Origin of the sequence: Flavobacterium sp. UBA4854 (assembly GCF_002399805.1) — a bacterium.
Lineage (GTDB): Bacteria > Bacteroidota > Bacteroidia > Flavobacteriales > Flavobacteriaceae > Flavobacterium > Flavobacterium ginsengisoli.
Genome location: NZ_DHEI01000072.1, coordinates 1 through 17,648, shown reverse-complemented (window position 1 = coordinate 17,648; position 17,648 = coordinate 1). Strand labels below are relative to the sequence as shown.

Annotated in this window: 19 protein-coding genes; 4 read left to right on the top strand and 15 right to left on the bottom strand. The window is 33.0% G+C overall.

What is annotated here, in order from left to right; all coding sequences use genetic code 11:
• The coding region (locus B3J44_RS10425; protein ID WP_414654789.1) for a chloride channel protein at positions 1–1,769 on the top strand (1,769 nt) is incomplete at its 5' end.
• A 28-nt stretch (positions 1,770–1,797) separates the two neighbouring features.
• Here B3J44_RS10425 and B3J44_RS10420 read toward each other — a convergent pair.
• The 7 genes from B3J44_RS10420 to B3J44_RS10390 all read right to left on the bottom strand — a co-directional run bounded on the left by B3J44_RS10420 (position 1,798) and on the right by B3J44_RS10390 (position 6,503).
• Positions 1,798–2,247 (bottom strand): response regulator, encoded by a 450-nt coding sequence (locus B3J44_RS10420; RefSeq protein WP_286968341.1) that lies wholly within the window; start codon positions 2,245–2,247, stop codon positions 1,798–1,800.
• Positions 2,248–2,464: 217 nt separating this feature from the next.
• Positions 2,465–3,016: a hypothetical protein gene (locus B3J44_RS10415; RefSeq protein ID WP_286968339.1), complete on the bottom strand. Its 552-nt coding sequence runs from the start codon at positions 3,014–3,016 to the stop codon at positions 2,465–2,467.
• 116 nt (positions 3,017–3,132) lie between these two features.
• Entirely contained in the window at positions 3,133–3,729 is a 597-nt protein-coding gene (locus B3J44_RS10410; RefSeq protein ID WP_286968337.1) for a DUF6705 family protein, read from the bottom strand.
• Positions 3,730–3,742: 13 nt separating this feature from the next.
• Complete coding sequence (locus tag B3J44_RS10405) at positions 3,743–4,066, bottom strand: hypothetical protein (protein WP_286968335.1); 324 nt, start codon at positions 4,064–4,066, stop codon at positions 3,743–3,745.
• 50 nt (positions 4,067–4,116) lie between these two features.
• Positions 4,117–4,440, bottom strand: a complete 324-nt coding sequence (locus B3J44_RS10400) for a DUF6705 family protein (protein ID WP_286968334.1) — start codon at positions 4,438–4,440, stop codon at positions 4,117–4,119.
• Between the two features lie 55 nt (positions 4,441–4,495).
• Entirely contained in the window at positions 4,496–5,071 is a 576-nt protein-coding gene (locus B3J44_RS10395; protein WP_286968333.1) for a DUF6705 family protein, read from the bottom strand.
• Between the two features lie 7 nt (positions 5,072–5,078).
• Entirely contained in the window at positions 5,079–6,503 is a 1,425-nt protein-coding gene (locus B3J44_RS10390) for a hypothetical protein (protein ID WP_286968331.1), read from the bottom strand.
• Positions 6,504–6,862: 359 nt separating this feature from the next.
• Here B3J44_RS10390 and B3J44_RS10385 point away from each other — a divergent pair, with 359 nt between their 5' ends.
• Positions 6,863–7,111 (top strand): ribbon-helix-helix domain-containing protein, encoded by a 249-nt coding sequence (locus tag B3J44_RS10385; RefSeq protein WP_198855816.1) that lies wholly within the window; start codon positions 6,863–6,865, stop codon positions 7,109–7,111.
• Positions 7,104–7,382 carry a type II toxin-antitoxin system RelE/ParE family toxin gene (locus B3J44_RS10380; protein ID WP_278021800.1) on the top strand — a complete coding sequence of 93 codons (279 nt, stop codon included), beginning with the start codon at positions 7,104–7,106 and terminating at the stop codon, positions 7,380–7,382. Before B3J44_RS10385 ends, B3J44_RS10380 begins: the two co-directional genes overlap by 8 nt.
• 143 nt (positions 7,383–7,525) lie before the next feature.
• Here the strand turns inward: B3J44_RS10380 and B3J44_RS10375 are convergent, their stop codons facing one another.
• The 8 genes from B3J44_RS10375 to B3J44_RS10340 all read right to left on the bottom strand — a co-directional run bounded on the left by B3J44_RS10375 (position 7,526) and on the right by B3J44_RS10340 (position 17,257).
• Positions 7,526–10,468 (bottom strand): Ig-like domain-containing protein, encoded by a 2,943-nt coding sequence (locus B3J44_RS10375; protein ID WP_286968328.1) that lies wholly within the window; start codon positions 10,466–10,468, stop codon positions 7,526–7,528.
• 459 nt (positions 10,469–10,927) lie between these two features.
• Positions 10,928–11,950 carry an META domain-containing protein gene (locus B3J44_RS10370; RefSeq protein WP_286968326.1) on the bottom strand — a complete coding sequence of 341 codons (1,023 nt, stop codon included), beginning with the start codon at positions 11,948–11,950 and terminating at the stop codon, positions 10,928–10,930.
• A 336-nt stretch (positions 11,951–12,286) separates the two neighbouring features.
• Positions 12,287–13,006 carry a hypothetical protein gene (locus tag B3J44_RS10365; protein WP_286968324.1) on the bottom strand — a complete coding sequence of 240 codons (720 nt, stop codon included), beginning with the start codon at positions 13,004–13,006 and terminating at the stop codon, positions 12,287–12,289.
• 41 nt (positions 13,007–13,047) lie between these two features.
• Positions 13,048–13,662 carry a YdeI/OmpD-associated family protein gene (locus tag B3J44_RS10360; protein ID WP_286968322.1) on the bottom strand — a complete coding sequence of 205 codons (615 nt, stop codon included), beginning with the start codon at positions 13,660–13,662 and terminating at the stop codon, positions 13,048–13,050.
• Between the two features lie 238 nt (positions 13,663–13,900).
• Entirely contained in the window at positions 13,901–15,325 is a 1,425-nt protein-coding gene (locus B3J44_RS10355; RefSeq protein WP_286968320.1) for an amino acid permease, read from the bottom strand.
• Positions 15,326–15,411: 86 nt separating this feature from the next.
• Positions 15,412–15,789, bottom strand: a complete 378-nt coding sequence (locus B3J44_RS10350; RefSeq protein ID WP_286968318.1) for a hypothetical protein — start codon at positions 15,787–15,789, stop codon at positions 15,412–15,414.
• 84 nt (positions 15,790–15,873) lie between these two features.
• Positions 15,874–16,512, bottom strand: coding sequence for an MEDS domain-containing protein (locus tag B3J44_RS10345; RefSeq protein ID WP_286968317.1), 639 nt, complete (start codon positions 16,510–16,512; stop codon positions 15,874–15,876).
• Positions 16,513–16,558: 46 nt separating this feature from the next.
• Positions 16,559–17,257, bottom strand: a complete 699-nt coding sequence (locus tag B3J44_RS10340) for a DUF1826 domain-containing protein (protein WP_286968315.1) — start codon at positions 17,255–17,257, stop codon at positions 16,559–16,561.
• A 176-nt stretch (positions 17,258–17,433) separates the two neighbouring features.
• On the opposite strand from B3J44_RS10340, the gene B3J44_RS10335 reads away from it, so the two are divergent.
• Positions 17,434–17,648 (top strand): hypothetical protein (locus B3J44_RS10335; RefSeq protein ID WP_286968313.1); only part of this gene is annotated, 215 nt, incomplete at its 3' end.

Genomic DNA, 17,648 nt, shown 5'->3' with positions numbered 1-17,648 from the left:
TTAAGAAAAAACTTTTACAAATTGAAGCCCTGCTAATTGTAGGAAGAAAAAAACTATCTCCAAAACAATTCATATTTTTAGCTAGTGTTTTGGTAGGCATTTCTTCGGCATTTGCTGTTATACTTTTAAAATCTTTTGCCCACTCGGTTTACTTGTCTGCTTCGTATATCAACAGTATTCTAAAACTAAGCTTTATTAATTCTTTACTGCCCATAATTGGGATCATGCTTACAGTTTTAGTGGTAAAAAAAGTACTAGGAGGCACTATTGAAAAAGGAACTTCCCAGATTTTATATTTAGTGGCGCGCAAAGCTAGTATCGTACCTAAAAAACAAATGTATGCACAGATTATTACAAGTTCTCTTACTGTCGGACTTGGAGGATCTGCCGGATTAGAAAGTCCGATTGTTGTGACCGGTGCAGCGTTTGGATCTAACTTTGCCCAACAATTCAGATTAAGTTATAAAGACAGGACGCTTCTTCTTGGATGCGGAGTTGCCGCAGGAATTGCTGCAGCATTTAATGCGCCTATTGCAGGAGTTTTATTTGCCGTAGAAGTCCTTTTAGTTGATGTGACCATTTCTGCCTTTACTCCTATTATGATTGCCGCTGCCACAGGCGCTCTAGTATCGACAATTGTACTTAATGAAGATATTCTGCTTACTTTTCGAGGACAGCAGACATTTGATTATTATAACATTCCCTTCTATATTCTTTTAGGTTTATTCGCTGCCTTTATTTCGGTGTATTATTCACGAAATTTTCTAAAGACCGAGCATTATTTTGCAGGACTTAAATTAGGCGTTTATAAAAAAGCTTTTGCAGGTGCTCTGGTTCTTGGGCTTCTTATTTTTATATTTCCGACTTTATTTGGTGAAGGGTATGAAAGCATTAAAACTCTTGCCGACACCAATCCGGGAGAACTGCTAAAAAACACTCTTTTTAAGGATTTTAGCGATAATGAATGGGTTCTTCTCTGCTTTGTGGGTTTATCAATGATGCTCAAAGCTTTTGCATCGGGCATCACGCTGGGCAGCGGCGGAAACGGGGGCAATTTTGCGCCATCACTTTTTCTGGGATCTTATGCAGGCTATTTTTTTTCTAAATTTTTAAATCTTACCGGATTAACAGACCTTCCAGTTAGCAACTTTGCGATTGTAGGTATGGCAGGAATACTGAGCGGACTTTTTCATGCACCTCTTACTGCCATTTTTCTTATAGCTGAGATCACTGGAGGATATGCTTTAATTATTCCTCTCATGATTGTAGCTTCTATAAGTTTTGCTATCTCAAAACGTTTTGAAAGACACTCTCTTGATGTAAAAGGACTTGTAAAAAAAGGGAATGTATTTACTAGCAATAAGGACACAAACATTCTTTGGACTTTGAAAATGGAATCTATTCTGCATCCAGATCCTAAAACCCTTTCTCCTGATGAAAACATGGAAGATTTACGAAATGTAATAAAAACTTCTGATCAGGGAATGTTTGCCGTTACGGTTGAAGAAAAACTTGTAGGAGTGATTTATTTTAGTGACATCAAAGAAATTATTTTTAATCAGATCGATGTTACTGTCAAAGAGCTCATGACTGCTCCTTGCGAAATAATTTCGTATACCGACAGTATGGAAACAGTAATGCAGAAACTTGAAAAAAGCAGTAAAAATTATCTTCCAGTAATCAAATATGATCTTTATTATGGCTATATAGATAAAGGTGGCGCTTTAGAAGCTTATCGAAATCAGCTTAAGTCAATGATTTTTGAATAACGTTATAAACTATTCATAAAGTATTGATTCAAAGAATATGAAATATTCTGCTGCCTTCATCAAAAGTCTCCCAGTTCATTTCTATTATATTTCTTGCCAGATTTTTAAGATCTCTATAATTACTTGGCTTGACAGCATAAAAATCTGCTCCATGTTCAAATGCTTTTTCAATACTAGACCTCTCATTGTCGCTTGAATAAATAATGATCTTTATTTTCATACCCGATCCGACTTCTTTCCTGATTGCTTCAATGTACTGAAATCCCTCTACACCTGGCATACTGGTATTGAGAAAAATAAAATCAGGGAGAATCTGTGACAATCTAGACAATCGATCTGTAAGCTGATTCTTGCTACCGATTTCTAAAATCTCAAATGGCTGATCTAAAGTTAATAATGCTTCATGTAGCAGCATTCGGTCATCTTCGTCATGGTCAGCAATGCATATAATCTTTTTTGAATTTTGAGACTCAGGCATTATCTTTAGTTTGTCAGGCAAACATAAAACTATAATCTAAGAATCTGCAGCCGTTTATATTTCTATAATCCTTTGTAAATCTTTAAAAAATGGAATTACATCCGTTATCCGGTTAATAGTATTTAAAGGTACCTATACTATTATTAGAAAACAATATCGTTTTACAATTTCCATCTTTAAAATGGGAATTATGTAATTATAGCATAAGAATTTACATTCAAAAAAATAAATCTAAATGATGTAAATTTTTACGTTTATCAAAAACTAAACTCCCCTGCTGGCGCGAGCGTCTCGCTCGTGACACTAAAGCAATGCACGAGCGAGACGCTCGCGCCAGCAAGGTGCTTTGTTTTAAATTACAATCAAGAATTACTTTTCGGCTTAAATCTCTAATCCAATATTTTTTTCCCCCAATATTTCTATTAGATAATTCTTCATTAACTATTTTTATTTCAGCTAAGTAAAATTTCTGTTCAGATATTTTTAAATCCCAAATATAATTTGAGTTAAATACACCATCACTAGGGTAATTTGCACAAACATCCATTGCATATATCTTATTACCAAATTTTTTAATATCAACTTCATTAAGAACTTCAAATTCTATAATTACACCTACGTGTTTATTGGCTGTATCACACACTGCTTTATTAAAATCTGATTTTATTGGCTTTACTTTGATTATATAATCTTCAAGAACAAATGTTTTGTTCTGAGCGTAATTTATACTCAAAAACAAAATAGTAAATATTAAGAAACTGTTTTTCATGATCTATGTAGTTTTTTCAATTGATTGCATTCCCAAAAAAGGCTCAAAATTTTAATAAAAGAATTACCTAAAAAACGACAACGCTTTTAGGTAGTTCTTTATTGAAAGTTTTATTTTTATTGCTTAATCATTGTATATGTGCCAGCCTTGATTGCTGCAGGTTTCGGCATTGGGTCTCCCGCTTTGATAGCAATAGGACCTGTCCACCAAAAAACTACCAAAATAGCGGCTTTGCCATTTACTGTTGTTTTTCTAACGTCCATTTCTCCAAAATTAGGAGAAGATGTAATACCAAGACGCAGTCTTTTTTCATCTGGTTTGCAATCCTTACAGCCAAATTCTGTTCCTGTTAAAATTAGAGATCCACTTATGCTGTTATTATTGCTTGTTGAAGTTAGCTTACTTAATGTATTAACTTTTTCAACTCCATTTTCTATATATTGATATTCGCCCACTATAAGATCTTCGTAGTAAAAATTGTTCATGGAGGTCTTGATATTTTTCTGCAGCTTTATCTTCAATGATGTATTACCACTGGTATAAAGATACGTACCGTCGTATCCGTTTAACACATTTTTTGTGTCTTTATAGTATGCTCCTTTTACACCAATAAAATTATCTTTTGGTGTATCAATGTCTAGGATAGGGTTTTGTGCTTTACAACTATTGTTTAGCAGGATAAAAAATAGTGCGCTATAAATATAATTTCTCATAATTTTATTGTTTTTAAATGCAAGGTGTTTGTATTGTTTTATTGGTTGTCGTGTTTAGTGTAAGTTTATTCCATTTTGACATGCTATTATCTGCCTTATACAACGAGATTCCGAAAGAACCAAATTGCTGTAAAAAACTTTCTTCTAAGGCTCCTTTACTATCACGATATTTGTAACCTTGATCTTTATGAATTATTTTAATTTTTTCATCATCTGTCTTACCTATAAATTTAGGATTATTCCATACTTGATTTACTTTATCATTTAATACACCAATATTGTCTACTTTTATAGCATAAGTATTAGTAATTCCTGCTTTATCTTTGGCAACCACCATAAAAATAACATCGTTTTTCCCCTGCTGGCGCGAGCGTCTCGCTCGTGACACTAAAGCAATACACGAGCGAGACGCTCGCGCCAGCAAGGGGATGATGTAATTAAATATCGAATTCTCAATTCATCAAAAGTTACTTTATCATAAGTATAAGTGTATTTAGTTATGAAAAGAGTATAAGTTTTACCCCCATAACTTCCTTTCCAAGTACCTATGTATTTGCCAAATAAATTATTCAGATCTTTTAGGTAGGTATTGTCAGGGATGCCATTTCCTGCTCTTCTATAATCAATTGCTTTTTCTACTGGTACAATAGTTTGTGCTTTACAGGATATTACTGAAAGTAGTACGAATCCTAATAGAAATATTTTTTTCATAGTCACAATTTTTTAATCCTCAAGTACAAAAAATACTTGAGGATTTCTATGTAAACTACTGCTTAGTAAGCATCAAACCGTCTTTAGGAAAAGTTAAATCTGCAACTTTGAATCCAGGACAAGAATCTTCTGAAATCATAATTTTATCAGGCTCATAGCCAAATGACATTGATGTCTTTGCTGTATTTTTTATACGAATAAATACTGTTCCCGCATTTCCACATATTGCATTTTTACCAGCAAAATCCAATGCGTAAACAGACAAATCTTTACCAAAATAAGAACCCGTAATAATGTAAGGACTACTATCTGGTAGGCTCTGCGTATTTTCTAATATCGTGCCATTTGATGATGTAATTAAATATCGAATTCTCAATTCATCAAAAGTTACTTTATCATAAGTATAAGTGTATTTAGTTATGAAAAGAGTATAAGTTTTACCCCCATAACTTCCTTTCCAAGTACCTATGTATTTGCCAAATAAATTATTCAGATCTTTTAGGTAGGTATTGTCAGGGATGCCATTTCCTGCTCTTCTATAATCAATTGCTTTTTCTACTGGTACAATAGTTTGTGCTTTACAGGATATTACTGAAAGCATTATAAATCCTAGTATAAATATATTTTTCATCTTTATTTTAATTACAATTAGTAGTTGTTACTTTTCCTGAATTATCTAATGTTTTTTTTGAGTTTCCAGAGGCATCGATTTTATACAGCTCGATCCCACTAATTCCTATTTTTTGATTTAAAAACTTTAAAAATCCTTGCTCCAAACCATTTTTCTTCATTATTTCTTTGTAAGCTTTGTCAAGACTTTCATCCCAAATAATACTATTAGCTTTTGCACTTACAATATTTATATTTCCAGTAAATCTTAATTGATAAGTTGCAGAACTTGAAACCATTGTTCCGTAAGTATCACTTATTGGAATGCCATATCTATTAGCATTTAAAATTAAAATTACAAACATTTTCACATCGTTAGGAGAAAATATTTTTATAGGCTCTACTGGATCTATATCTCCATTTGCTTTTACCTTATCATAAGGATCTAAATGGTTATGCAAGTAGCCTACCGTATTGGCATCAGGCTTAAAATTTATTTTGTCCGCACCATCCGTACTAGAAGCTCCAGTTAGTGCTGTAAAAGGGCCATTCTTACTTTGCATATATCCTGTTTCTACTTTTAAGTTTGTTTTTTTTCTTAGTTCTTCTATTTTGGCCGTAATATTGGCTATTGCCATTTGCGCTTTTATTTTAGCACAAGGGTCTGTTGCATTTGAACTTTGATCTTCTCCACCCTCGCTACCACTGCCAGTACCCGTGCCATGATTGGTGTAAGAACCAGTATCTGTGTAGTTAGAATAACCGCTACCTGTGCCATTGTAAATAATATATCCGCCTGAACTTGGATTCTGGTAATTATTGTATACCACAACTTCTTTTAACTGAATTCCTGTATCTGTGGTTCCTCCACCATCAACATCGCATTCAATTCCGGCAGGACACGCAACACCTGACGGTGCCTTACCGGTTGTGTTTGCATTTTTTAGAACCAGCTTAACGGTACCATTTTCTATAAGTCTACCATTTTCAAAGCTAGCAGTTTTTACAAATCCTTTCTTTAAATCCCAAGCTGCTATGTAGCCGCTAAAAGTAGCACTATCTATTGATAAATCTTCTGGAGATCTACTCGTACCATTAGGAAATATTTCAAAGAGCAAAGCTTCATAATTGTTTTCGGAAAGTTGATAAATATACAATTTTTGCTCCCAAAGTTCTGTAGCGTCTTTTTTCGCTTCATTAACAGGGACTATAATTGTTTTGGTTCCATCTTTTGAATTCCTAATTTCGGCATCATTCCATTTATAATCTAAATTTTGTAATAATTCAAAATTATCACCATTAGATTCATAGGCTTTGAACCATTCTTTGGCAGACGAAAGAATTCTAGCATCTGTCTGCCCTACATCATTGTCATCTTTCTGGCACTTTGTAAAAGTGAAAGAAACTAATAAAATGACCATAAATCTTGTTGCATTGTTAATTTTTCTTCTCATATTTTGGCGTTTAAGTTAGTAATATCTAAAACTTGTAAGAATTAGATGATACAATTGTAATAATAAAAAATAAGAAAAAAACTATATTTTAAATATATTTACAAAATTTAATATAATAATTTACTTACAAAAAAAGCAAATACTTAGATTTTACTGGGAGTTTTATGTTTTTTTAAAGTTTGCATAAAAAAAGATAATGAGGGATAAAATTTGGAATTGCACAATTTTTTAAATATCCTCCGCTTGCACAAGTGAGGAGCAACTTACCCAAACAATTAATAAGAACTATTTTATCCCAATATGTTTTCCTTTTCAAAGTTTTGGTGTAAATTTACACCAACTTCAAAACTTATATTATTATGCCACGACAAAGTATATCATTAACAGCTCCTAATGACGAATGGTTAAAAAATCAGGTTAATACAGATGAATTTAGTAGTAAAAGTGAGGCTATTAACTATTTGATAAAGCAAGCACGTTCGAGAGAAGAATACTACGAGTTTGTAAGGGCAAAAATAGAAAAGGGAGAAAAAAGCGGTTTTGCAAAAAAACAAACCAGAGAAGAAATGTTAGCCGAATTTAAAAAAGATTTACCTAGTAATGTATAGCTATTATTTAAGTAGCGAAGCCAAAGAAGATTTAAAAAGAATTTATTATTATGGTGTTAGTAAGTTTGGCGTTAATCAAGCTGACAGCTATTTTAATATGTTTTATGATTGTTTTGAAAAAATAGAAGCAAATCCTTTTTTATTTCCATCTGCTGAACACATTAAAAAAGGATATCGTTATTGTGTTTGTGGTGTTGACACTATTTACTACCAAATTAACGGAGATAAACGGGTAGAGATTATTACCATTATCGGAAGGCAAGATTTTTAAAGCCGTTTCCCTTGCTGGCACGAACATCTCGTCCCATGCACAGATAAAAGAGAAATGAGAATGAGCCCGATACAATATCGAGCTCATTATGATGAAATTTAATTATAAATTCAACTGCAGTTCCTTTTCTAAACTTTAATCTATCATTTAATAATCAATTTTTTAGAAACATTAAATGTATTAGAGTTAATTGTCACAATATATATTCCAGCGGTTAAATGATGACTGATTTTTGAAGATGAACTGATTCTGTTTACCAAAACTTTTCTTCCGCTGCTATCGGTAACTGTTACAATTGCTGCATCACCTGCTTCCAGTGGTGGCAAAACAATATTAAATTCATTATCAATTGAAGGATTTGGATAAATGCTAACTACAGTATTCTCAACCGCAACTTCAACAGGATTCACTTTTTTTGCTGTCGAAGTGTTTTGAAACTGCCATTGTGCACTTTCCCAACTATTTTGACCTCCAAGATATTGTGCAGAACCATTTAGATTTTCAATATGAATCATTGCTCCCGACTGCCATCTGTTTTTGATTCTTACCCAAGTTGCGTCTACATTTTCAGAAGACCATTGCGCACTCGACCAGCTGGATTGACCCACTGTACATTGTACTGCACCGGTTAAATTCTCAATATGCATTACATCTCCTGTACCTACATTTTTTATCATATAGTATGTAGCATCAACGGCCACTTTTTCCCATTTATAAGTATTGTCTGCAACTGTTGGACCGTATCCTACATTGTTTCCGGCATCATATAAATAATTACCTGTCCATTTGTTTTTAATTGTAAAATAGCTTCCTGTTGCGGCATTTACAGTAATTAATGCAGTACTCGTTTTGTTTCCATCAACTGTTGTTACAGTAATTGTAGCGGTACCTGCTGAAACTGCAGTGACTAATCCTGATGAATTAACCGTTGCCACAGCTGTATTGCTTGAAGTATAATTAACCGATTTATTAGTTGCGTTTGAAGGCAAAACTGTTGGTGTTAGCTGCTGTGTTCCGCCTACCGCTAATGTAGCTGATGAAGGACTTAAACTCACACTTGTTACCGCTACATTTGATGAATTTACTGTTATTATAGAAGTCGCCGTTTTATTACCATCCTGAGTCGTTACGGTAATGGTAGCCGATCCCGAAGCAACTGCAGTCACTAGACCTGAACCACTTACTGTTGCAACACCAGTATTATTTGAACTATAACTTACTGTTTTATTGGTGGCATTGGCCGGAGAAACAGTAGGAGTTAATTGCTGTGTAGCACCAACACCTAGAGTTACTGTTCCTGGCGAAAGTGTTACACCAGAAACCGGAACATTTGTAGTTGAACAGTTTCCGCCCTGCGTCCATGAAAATGTACCAATTGCACTAATTTCTTCATTAGTTGTGGCATTTCCACCTCTATTAGAATAATTCATATTACAATAGGTGCCATTTCCGCTTGGAGAACCTGCAATAAGCACAAAATAGCCTCTGCCCCAGTTTCTGTTCAATACATTGTTATTTGGATATTCTTTACCCGTTCCGTTAACGGTTATGTCTTTAAAAGAAAGATTATAAATCCCATCTCCTGATCTTTTACTAATAGAAATTGCATCGTTTCTTGAATCTATAATATCAATGCTGTAAAGCTGAACGTTCTTAACCTGACTTCCGGCATTCGTAGCACTAAAAATATCAATTGCTGCCACGGGATTATTGTAGGTATCGTTAAAAGTTCCGCAGGCTGTTACGGTAATATCATGAATTTCGTGCATACCATCGTTGTTAAATGGTGCTCCCGGAAAATTATTACTTACTCTGATTCCTGCTTCCAGATTGTCTTTGATAATTAAATTGTAGCCTTTGTTGTTTTTCCCTCCATAAATAGCAAGTCCACAAGCGCGCCAACAGTTTTCTGAAGTATTGTATCGAAAAGTATTATTGATACATTCGAGTCCGTCAGCAGACCAAATCGCCTGATCGTCGTCTCCATTGTTTCTAAAATTACAGTGTTCTACAATTGAATTTGCTGTTCCTTTGCAAAGATTAATTCCATCAGCATAATTATTTCTAAAACGGCAATGCGACAATGTAAATCCGTCGGCAATTGCCGGCCCACCAGAATTGTATTGCGCAATCCAGGCACCACATTCAAAATGTTCTGCCCAGATATTTTTTACTATTGAACCACTTGTAAAAACTCCATTTATTGCTTTATAAGAATTACTTCTCGAGGCTGAATTTGTTGTAAGATATAAATCTGTGAACGAAATGTTACTTGCATTGGCACGTAATCCGCCATTTAAACTGCTTGTGTTGGTAAAATTAATCTGTGTGTACCACATTCCTGCACCAATTAGCGAAGTGTTTGCTGAACCAAAATATAATTCTCGGTTAACATTATAAACCCCGCTCGGAACAAATATTTTTTTTCCGCCATTTGCATCAATAAAAGTCTGAAGATCGCTTCCGTTACCTGAATAAGTTACGGCACCTGCAGGAGCTGTAACAGCTGTTGGCACTGGTTCCATTTCTGCAAAGTCAATATGAACATTACCAGATTCTCTCACCAATTTTAATGTTCCATTTACAGCAATTTTAGCAGGAAGTTTATAACGAACTTCATCAAAACGCATTCTTGGGTTTTGATTTGTAATTCCGTTATTGTTCGGATTTCCGTTGCTCCACAAATATTCCCAAGACCAAGTTGAAGTCAAAGTAAGCGTTGTAAGCTTTGTGTTGCCATTATAAACCCCGATAGTCCCAGATTGCCCGTCAGGAACACTATAACGAATTACTAATCCATCGGCAGCTTCACTAAGCGTCCATTGAACGGTCGCGTTTGTGGCAGACATATTCACACACTGCTGATCTGAAGCTTCTGACTGAAGATCGGCCTGATTGTATGATTTTGCAGTAACTAAAGCGCCATTAGTCAATTGGCCTAAATTTGCTTCATACCTTTTATAAGGTGCATCATAATAACCGCGTTGGGCATAGGAACCTGAAGCAAAAAGAAGAAAAAAAAACCATAATATAATATGGTAATATTGGACTCTTCTCAAAAAAATAAAATGTAATTTGTTTCTCATAAGTTTCGGTTTATTAAATAGTTAGTACCTTACAAAAAGGTTATAACGAAACTATACTTAAAAAAGAAATTAAGGTAAAAATGGATAAAAAATCAAGATCTATAAAACGATTTTTTCATCATAAAAGGTTAACAATCAATACAATACATTTTTTACCAAAATAAAAAATCAAGAATCAATATAGATTCAAATTTGATAATTTAAGGTTCTGAAAATGAGAATATAAAAAAACAATGTTATTTTTTAATCGTATTTTCTCCTAAGAATTTACTTATATATATTTCTCGAGAATCGTCTAATTAAAAAACTTTATTTTTCTCAGCTTGCAAATTCAGCCAAATCTATTTATTACAAAAACAATGCATTTTATCCATAAAAAAACCAGTGAATCAACTTCACTGGTTTTCTATTAATTTTTAGAAATCATCTTCAATTTTAAGATGACTTATAGAACTGAATCTATTTTGTAATGCCAAACATCATGACCAATCTATCATTAAGATAAAAATTAAGCGTTTGATCTGCTACATCAAAACGCAAGTCTTTATTGTTTAAATACGACAACATTTTTTGCTCTGTTTTATTTGCTTCTTCATCAATACATGCCATTCTTGTAGACGCTACTTTATCAAAAGAAATACGATCACCATTAGTTTCATAAGTTCCAGCGAAGTTGTTGCAACCTGAATTTCCGCTTACTTTCTTTTCTGCTGGGTTAAACTTAATAGAAGCTTTTCCGTAATCTTGTCCAACATTTTCTAGTGCAATTAGTTTCCAATTGTTTTTTGCAATAAAACTCCAAAGTTGGTCTTGAGTTGGTATAGAAAATTCCATAACGACTTTGTTCTTAGCATTTTTGAACTGTACTTTATTGTTTTTCTTTGCAATCTTGAACTTTTTGTTGGTGATCGCTGCGCTAAATTCTTTTTCTAATTTCATGCTTTCGTCATCACAAGCCATTAAAGTTCCCATAGGAGAATTGGTCTTAATTTGATTTTTTGAAGAAAGCTTCGTGTATTTTACGTTGAAATTATTACATCCGTTTTTACCGCTTATTGTTCCTGTTTCATCATTAATGGTAATAAATGCTTTTCCGCTGTTTACCTTTTTTCCATTTAACTGAGTTAAAATCATTTTGGTATTATAAATTCCGTTTTCCTTAGTTACAGGCGTTTTAGAAATTATGCTTTTCAGCTTATACTGGTATGCAGAAGCATCAGCCGGAATAGGTTCTGGTCTTTTGGTTTTCGTAACCAGTATTTCATATCGGTTTCCTTTTTCAAAATTAAAACCTTCAATATGATCATAAAATAATTGCCATTCTTTGTCATTATCATACTTTACCTGCAGACATTCCATTGGGCCAACACCCGTACATGGCACTTTACTTTCTTTTACAAACATTTTTAAACTTTCCTGACCATATGTAAATGTTGATAATAACACTACTACAAAAACATACATACATTTAAATCTTTTCATTTATTTTAATTTTTTAGAACACCGATTAAGCGCTCTGATTATTCAATGATTTTTTTGCAGGCACGAATTGTGCCACTTTAAAATAAAGGATATTTTTAACTTTTTTTTATTATCCCTAAATTACGCATTTTCTTTAACAATCTAACTACTACATACTAATAATCAGTTCATTGTTTTGTGTAAGCAAAAAATCATCCTTCTGTTTTAGTTAAGGATGATTTAGTAGGATTTTTTAGTGTATTCAAATTTAATCTGTCAGATATTAATTCTTTAATAGATTTAAGATCGAATTTATACGGCTGCTCTTCGAACGTTCAACTGAAAAACTTCTAGCTTTTAAAACAGCAGTGAAAAGCCTTTGGTATATTTTATAAACAAATCGATTGCAACCAGAATAATGATAATTAGTATAAGAGCTACGAAATAAGTTTTTCTTTGCGCTCTTTTATCAAATTCAAAAGTTTTGGGATTAATAAAATTCTCTGCGTAAACTGCTGGAGAAATTTTTATATGAGGACAAAATAAAGCAGCGCCTTGCAAAAAATGAGCAATTAACTGATTTTTATTTTTCGGAATATAAGACAGTCCATTTTCAGCTGTAGAAAAATGAAGAGGAACTTTTACACCATCTTTAAAACCGAAAATATATCCTGGTGAATATTTTGTCCCAATTTTTCGATCAATATCACTTACATAAGCTTCTTTGCTACGTTCTAAGTCTTTGTACAAAATACTTTGAACCGTGCCGTTAAATTGGTGATGGTGCAGACCATCTTGATCTACAGCAATCAAAATGACTTTTTTATGCTTCTGACGTTCGTAATTTTTATAAAGTCCCCAAATGCCCCAAAGCAGTAAAGGGAAATAGATAAGATCGAATATCATTTCTCTATTAGACAAACTGCTATTGTGCTCCAACTGAATACTTAAAGGAACTCCAACAAATAGAGAAAGCATCGCGAGGCATAAAAGTCCAAACAGTAAATAGATTACTACTGTAGCGGTGTTATTGCGCTCTGAGGATATTCTGGGAAAGTTTTCTTTATAATGAATCATTAATTTTATAAACTCTTAGGGAAACAAACTGCTATTTATGGTTATTTCTTAGATTGCCAAAATCTGTCTTTCCCTTCTGCAATCCACTCTAGCGATTGTGTAATTCTTTTATTTCTAGTTTCATCTGTCTTTGCATCTGCAATCCAAATAATATAATTTTTACGGAATGACGGTGATTTACTTTCAAAAATCTCGATCGCTTTGCTGTCTTTTTTTAATGCATCCATAAATTCTTTAGGAGCCACAACTTCTACAGCAGATTTTTCTTTTACAGGTTTAGGTTTAACGGTTCCGTTTTCATTTAAAACCATTGCCTCTTTGATATATGCTGTTAATATCTCTTTGCTTGGCAACTCCGATAAGTCTTTGATTTTGTCTAAATACCCAAATTTTTTGCCCGCTTTTACACTTGCCTGAATTTCCTCGTCTTTCATCAATTCAGCTTTATACAAACTAAAAGAACAATGTTGTTTAAAACCTCCCATCATAACCAAATGATCGCCTTTATAAGAATAATGTGGTGTTCCCCATTTAATATTTTCTTCTACGTCGGGGCAGGTACTAAAAATTACATCTCGTAAATGGTTTAGAATAGGTTTTGCAAAGTCTGCCATTTTTGCAATGTAAGCTGTAACATCTTTGTTATAATTTCCCATTGATTGAACTATTTAATTTTGTGATAAAATTTCAAAATGTTTTATTATGCTCTAAAACAAAATGTTTTACATTATTTTTTCGAGCTCATAACAAATCTACTTAATTGATTATTTAAAATATATCCTATTAAAAACATTTTATGAACATTATTTCATAAGATCCTTTCGAATTTAGAATTCAAACTTTATAAAAAATAAAAATCCCATTTCTAATGAAATGGGATTTAAAAAAAACTACTTATTTTTTTACTTTAAATATTTTATAAAATACGAAAAGAATCCCTAGCCAAATAGGAATTAATTCTACGGATATCTTCATATTTGTCATCCACATGATGGCTAAAATACCTAGTAAAAACGCAAAACAGATGTAATTGCTTACTGGGTAAAATATTGAAGCAAATTTTGTCTTTGTATTTTCCTCGTCTTTTGCACGTCTAAATTGCAGATGCGTATACGAAATCATAACCCAGTTAATAACCAAGCAAGAAACTACTAAAGACATTAAAATGCTAAAAGCTTCTTCTGGAATTATTTTATTGATTAAAATACAGATTGCAGCAAAACAGGAAGAAATTAAAATAGCATTAACTGGCACTGAGTGTTTGTTTAACTTCTTTAAAAACTTTGGCGCACTGCCTTGATCTGCTAAACCAAATAGCATACGTGAGTTGCTGTATACACTACTGTTGTATACAGATAAAGCTGCAGTTAATACAATTAGATTAAGAACATTCGCGATAAGCTTTGTAAAAAAGATTTTCTGGCCAAATAACGTAAATTCCATTCCGTTTAAATTTTGAAAAACCATTACAAACGGGCTACTATCTGTGGTAATTTGTCTCCAAGGTGACAAAGCAAATAAAATAACTAATGCACCAACATAAAATATAAGAATTCTATAAATAACCTGATTGGTTGCTTTTGGAATGTTTTTTTCTGGATTTTCTGCTTCAGCGGCGGTAATTCCAATTAGTTCTAGTCCGCCAAAAGAAAACATAATTAGCGCCATTGCAGACAATAAACCTTGGAAATTTCCATTGGCCGTTTTTTCAAAAAAACCTTTTGGAAAAAAACCTCCATCGTTATATAAATTATGAATTGTAGCGTGTTCTCCTCCTGTTCCGCTTATTAGCAAATAAGTTCCAAAAAGAATCATAGCAATAATGGCAACTACTTTTATAATTGAAAACCAAAATTCTGTTTCTCCGTACACTTTTACAGAGGCAAAATTTAAAGCGTTAATAACCAGGAAGAAAAATAAACTGGATGCCCAAAGCGGAATTTCGGGCCACCAAAACTGTACATAAACACCAATTGCTGTAAGTTCGGCCATACTAACCAGAATATATAAAATCCAATAATTCCAACCTGATGCAAAACCAGCAAATGAACCGCAATATTTATAGGCAAAATAGCTAAAACTTCCCGAAACAGGTTCTTCAACAACCATTTCTCCAAGTTGTCTCATTATAAAAAAAGCGATAATTCCGGCAATAGCATATCCCAAAATAACAGACGGTCCCGCTAAAACGGCTGCTGGCCCAATGCCAAGGAAAAGGCCTGTTCCTATAGATCCGCCTAAGGCAATTAACTGAATATGTCGATTAGTGAGTCCACGTTTAAGCTGAGTCTCTTCTGCAGCATCATGATTATTTTTCACAGATTAGATTTTAAAAGGATTTAAATGTTTTTGGAAATGTACAAAAAGCGAAGATAACTTAAAAAAGGAATCGTACAAAGAGTTTGTTAGAATACAAAAACACAAATTAAGAATAATAAAATACTAAAAATAATATACCTTAAAATATATTTACCGTTATGAGCCTCGTATTTTTCTAATAGCTTCTCGTATCTATTATTAAAAAACAAAATAAAATAATTGGCTAAAAATGCTGGAATAACAAAATACATTAATGTTTCTCTTTTTATCGTTAAGCTTTTTTTTTCATAAAAATCGCCCAATTCTAAAGGTAATACGCTTTTCAAAATTATAGCAATTGTCATAAAATTGATGCATAAAAAAGCGCTCATGTACATTATGGTATTAAATTTCCAAAAACCATTATTTGCAATCTTCGATTGTGCAACTGCATCTACACATATTTTATCGTAAATTTTTATCATTCTTAAAAGGTCATTTGAAATACATTATAAGATTGCTTTCTTTATTGCAACAATTTGCATATCAACAATAAACGATAAGAAGTTTTAGGATTTAAGCGAGCCTGATGTAAACTTAGAAGCACTTGAAATTAATGACAAAGGCTCAACATAATGCGGATTTTTGTTAATCTTTCCATCTTTGATAACATAAGGATGCGTAAGCAATATATCTGTAAGTGTGCTTTGGCTAAAGCTATTGATATCGTACATGCAGATTAAAGATACAGAGTGTTTTGGAGTAAGCAAATTTAGACTGGCCTCATATTCTAAGAGTTCGTCAGTTCCAGGCAAATTCTTGAGCGCCCATACCATATCGCCGCAAGCTCTTGTACTTTCATAACCAGCTCTTGAAGCCGATAATAAAGTTTGTTCTAGCATTTTATACATTTTTTCAGCTGCAAAAGTGCCATCCTTAATATATGTATTTTCAGAAGCCAGAACTTCAAATTGACCACTCGAAAGTTTTTCGGTAATAGATACTCCATTATTGGTAAGGCAGCGGCAATGTTCACTATGACGATTTCCTTCAAGAATGTTAATTACTTTTTCATTCTTTTCTAAGCCTTCCAAAATGTACGGAATGATTACCTCATATTGCTGTTCCTTGGAATCGAAAAAACCGCAAATGTGCATTGGAGCCAACAAAGATTCTCCACAGACTGAAAAAGATGTTTGTTTATTCATGCATCAAATATATATAATTAATTTTCGTCCGTGCAATTTTTCCCTTTTAACAAATCAACAAAAGTCTATATTCACCATCATTTTCCTTTGGTGCTCTATGGATACAAGGCAACACTTGCTGTTTTGGATGATCAACAGCCAAACGCCAAAGATGCATTTGTCCTAAATTAATAGGTTTTGCATCTTCCTGAAGCTGATAATGCAAATCAAAGTAGTTCTCTTTTAAAAAGTCTTCGAACTCTGCTTCTGCTCCATCATGCAGTTCTTTTAGTTTTGTTCTAATTTCTGGAATTAGAATTTTCTGCTTTGCTTGATCATTAGATACAATATCGCTTGCTGCTCCGTGATAGGTACACAAAAAAGTATCTGTTGCAATTGGAGAACGATCGACGTGAAATGAATATACATCAGTAGATATGAAATCAAACTCGTCGTCGCGTTCGTAGCACTTTAATAAATTGAGAGAAGGCGAAGCTCCAAAATCAGTTAATAATTGCAAGTCGTTTAAGATAATTTCTCTTGCTATATTTCCTTTTTCTGATAATTGAAGCGCGATTAAGTCTTCTGGAAAAACTTCTGTTATATTTTCTTTTAAAATCAATTGGTTTACAATCTCTTGAAAATCGCCATCCAAATTTCTGTACCAGCATAACGCATTCATATCTCCTTTGAAATCGGTATTTATAAGCTCAGAGAAAGTAGAGACTACACCTATTTGGCTGTTGGAAGAAAATGCATTATTCATAATTTGGATATTAAGATCAATTACAAAAATATGCAATAGCAATTACTTTTAAAATCTTTATACTTCTAATTTCATGTATTCGATTGCCATAGCTTTTCAATCGTAAATAACCATGAAATCAGGTATTGCTTTCTGCTTTTGAGGTTGGTAAATTTGCTATGAACTCAAAAAAATATATGATGAAATATAGTAATATCGATGATTTTAAAGCAATGAAATCATTTTCTTTTAAAAATAAAACAGTACATTTTGCAAAACAGCTTTTTTATGTTTCCATTCTTGCGATACTTTTCTCAGCATGTTCGAGCAATGACAATGAATCGAATAACAATCAATCTGAATATTATTTTAAAGCCACTTTAGACGGCCGCAAAATAAATTATTATGATGC

What these genes read in the sequence shown, in the direction of transcription:
- B3J44_RS10420 (WP_286968341.1), bottom strand. Translation starts at nt 2,247, where the DNA reads ATGCCTGAGTCTCAAAATTCAAAAAAGATTATATGCATTGCTGACCAT.
- B3J44_RS10415 (WP_286968339.1), bottom strand. Translation starts at nt 3,016, where the DNA reads ATGAAAAACAGTTTCTTAATATTTACTATTTTGTTTTTGAGTATAAAT.
- B3J44_RS10410 (WP_286968337.1), bottom strand. Translation starts at nt 3,729, where the DNA reads ATGAGAAATTATATTTATAGCGCACTATTTTTTATCCTGCTAAACAAT.
- B3J44_RS10405 (WP_286968335.1), bottom strand. Translation starts at nt 4,066, where the DNA reads ATGGTGGTTGCCAAAGATAAAGCAGGAATTACTAATACTTATGCTATA.
- B3J44_RS10400 (WP_286968334.1), bottom strand. Translation starts at nt 4,440, where the DNA reads ATGAAAAAAATATTTCTATTAGGATTCGTACTACTTTCAGTAATATCC.
- B3J44_RS10395 (WP_286968333.1), bottom strand. Translation starts at nt 5,071, where the DNA reads ATGAAAAATATATTTATACTAGGATTTATAATGCTTTCAGTAATATCC.
- B3J44_RS10390 (WP_286968331.1), bottom strand. Translation starts at nt 6,503, where the DNA reads ATGAGAAGAAAAATTAACAATGCAACAAGATTTATGGTCATTTTATTA.
- B3J44_RS10385 (WP_198855816.1), top strand. Translation starts at nt 6,863, where the DNA reads ATGCCACGACAAAGTATATCATTAACAGCTCCTAATGACGAATGGTTA.
- B3J44_RS10380 (WP_278021800.1), top strand. Translation starts at nt 7,104, where the DNA reads ATGTATAGCTATTATTTAAGTAGCGAAGCCAAAGAAGATTTAAAAAGA.
- B3J44_RS10375 (WP_286968328.1), bottom strand. Translation starts at nt 10,468, where the DNA reads ATGAGAAACAAATTACATTTTATTTTTTTGAGAAGAGTCCAATATTAC.
- B3J44_RS10370 (WP_286968326.1), bottom strand. Translation starts at nt 11,950, where the DNA reads ATGAAAAGATTTAAATGTATGTATGTTTTTGTAGTAGTGTTATTATCA.
- B3J44_RS10365 (WP_286968324.1), bottom strand. Translation starts at nt 13,006, where the DNA reads ATGATTCATTATAAAGAAAACTTTCCCAGAATATCCTCAGAGCGCAAT.
- B3J44_RS10360 (WP_286968322.1), bottom strand. Translation starts at nt 13,662, where the DNA reads ATGGGAAATTATAACAAAGATGTTACAGCTTACATTGCAAAAATGGCA.
- B3J44_RS10350 (WP_286968318.1), bottom strand. Translation starts at nt 15,789, where the DNA reads ATGATAAAAATTTACGATAAAATATGTGTAGATGCAGTTGCACAATCG.
- B3J44_RS10345 (WP_286968317.1), bottom strand. Translation starts at nt 16,512, where the DNA reads ATGAATAAACAAACATCTTTTTCAGTCTGTGGAGAATCTTTGTTGGCT.
- B3J44_RS10340 (WP_286968315.1), bottom strand. Translation starts at nt 17,257, where the DNA reads ATGAATAATGCATTTTCTTCCAACAGCCAAATAGGTGTAGTCTCTACT.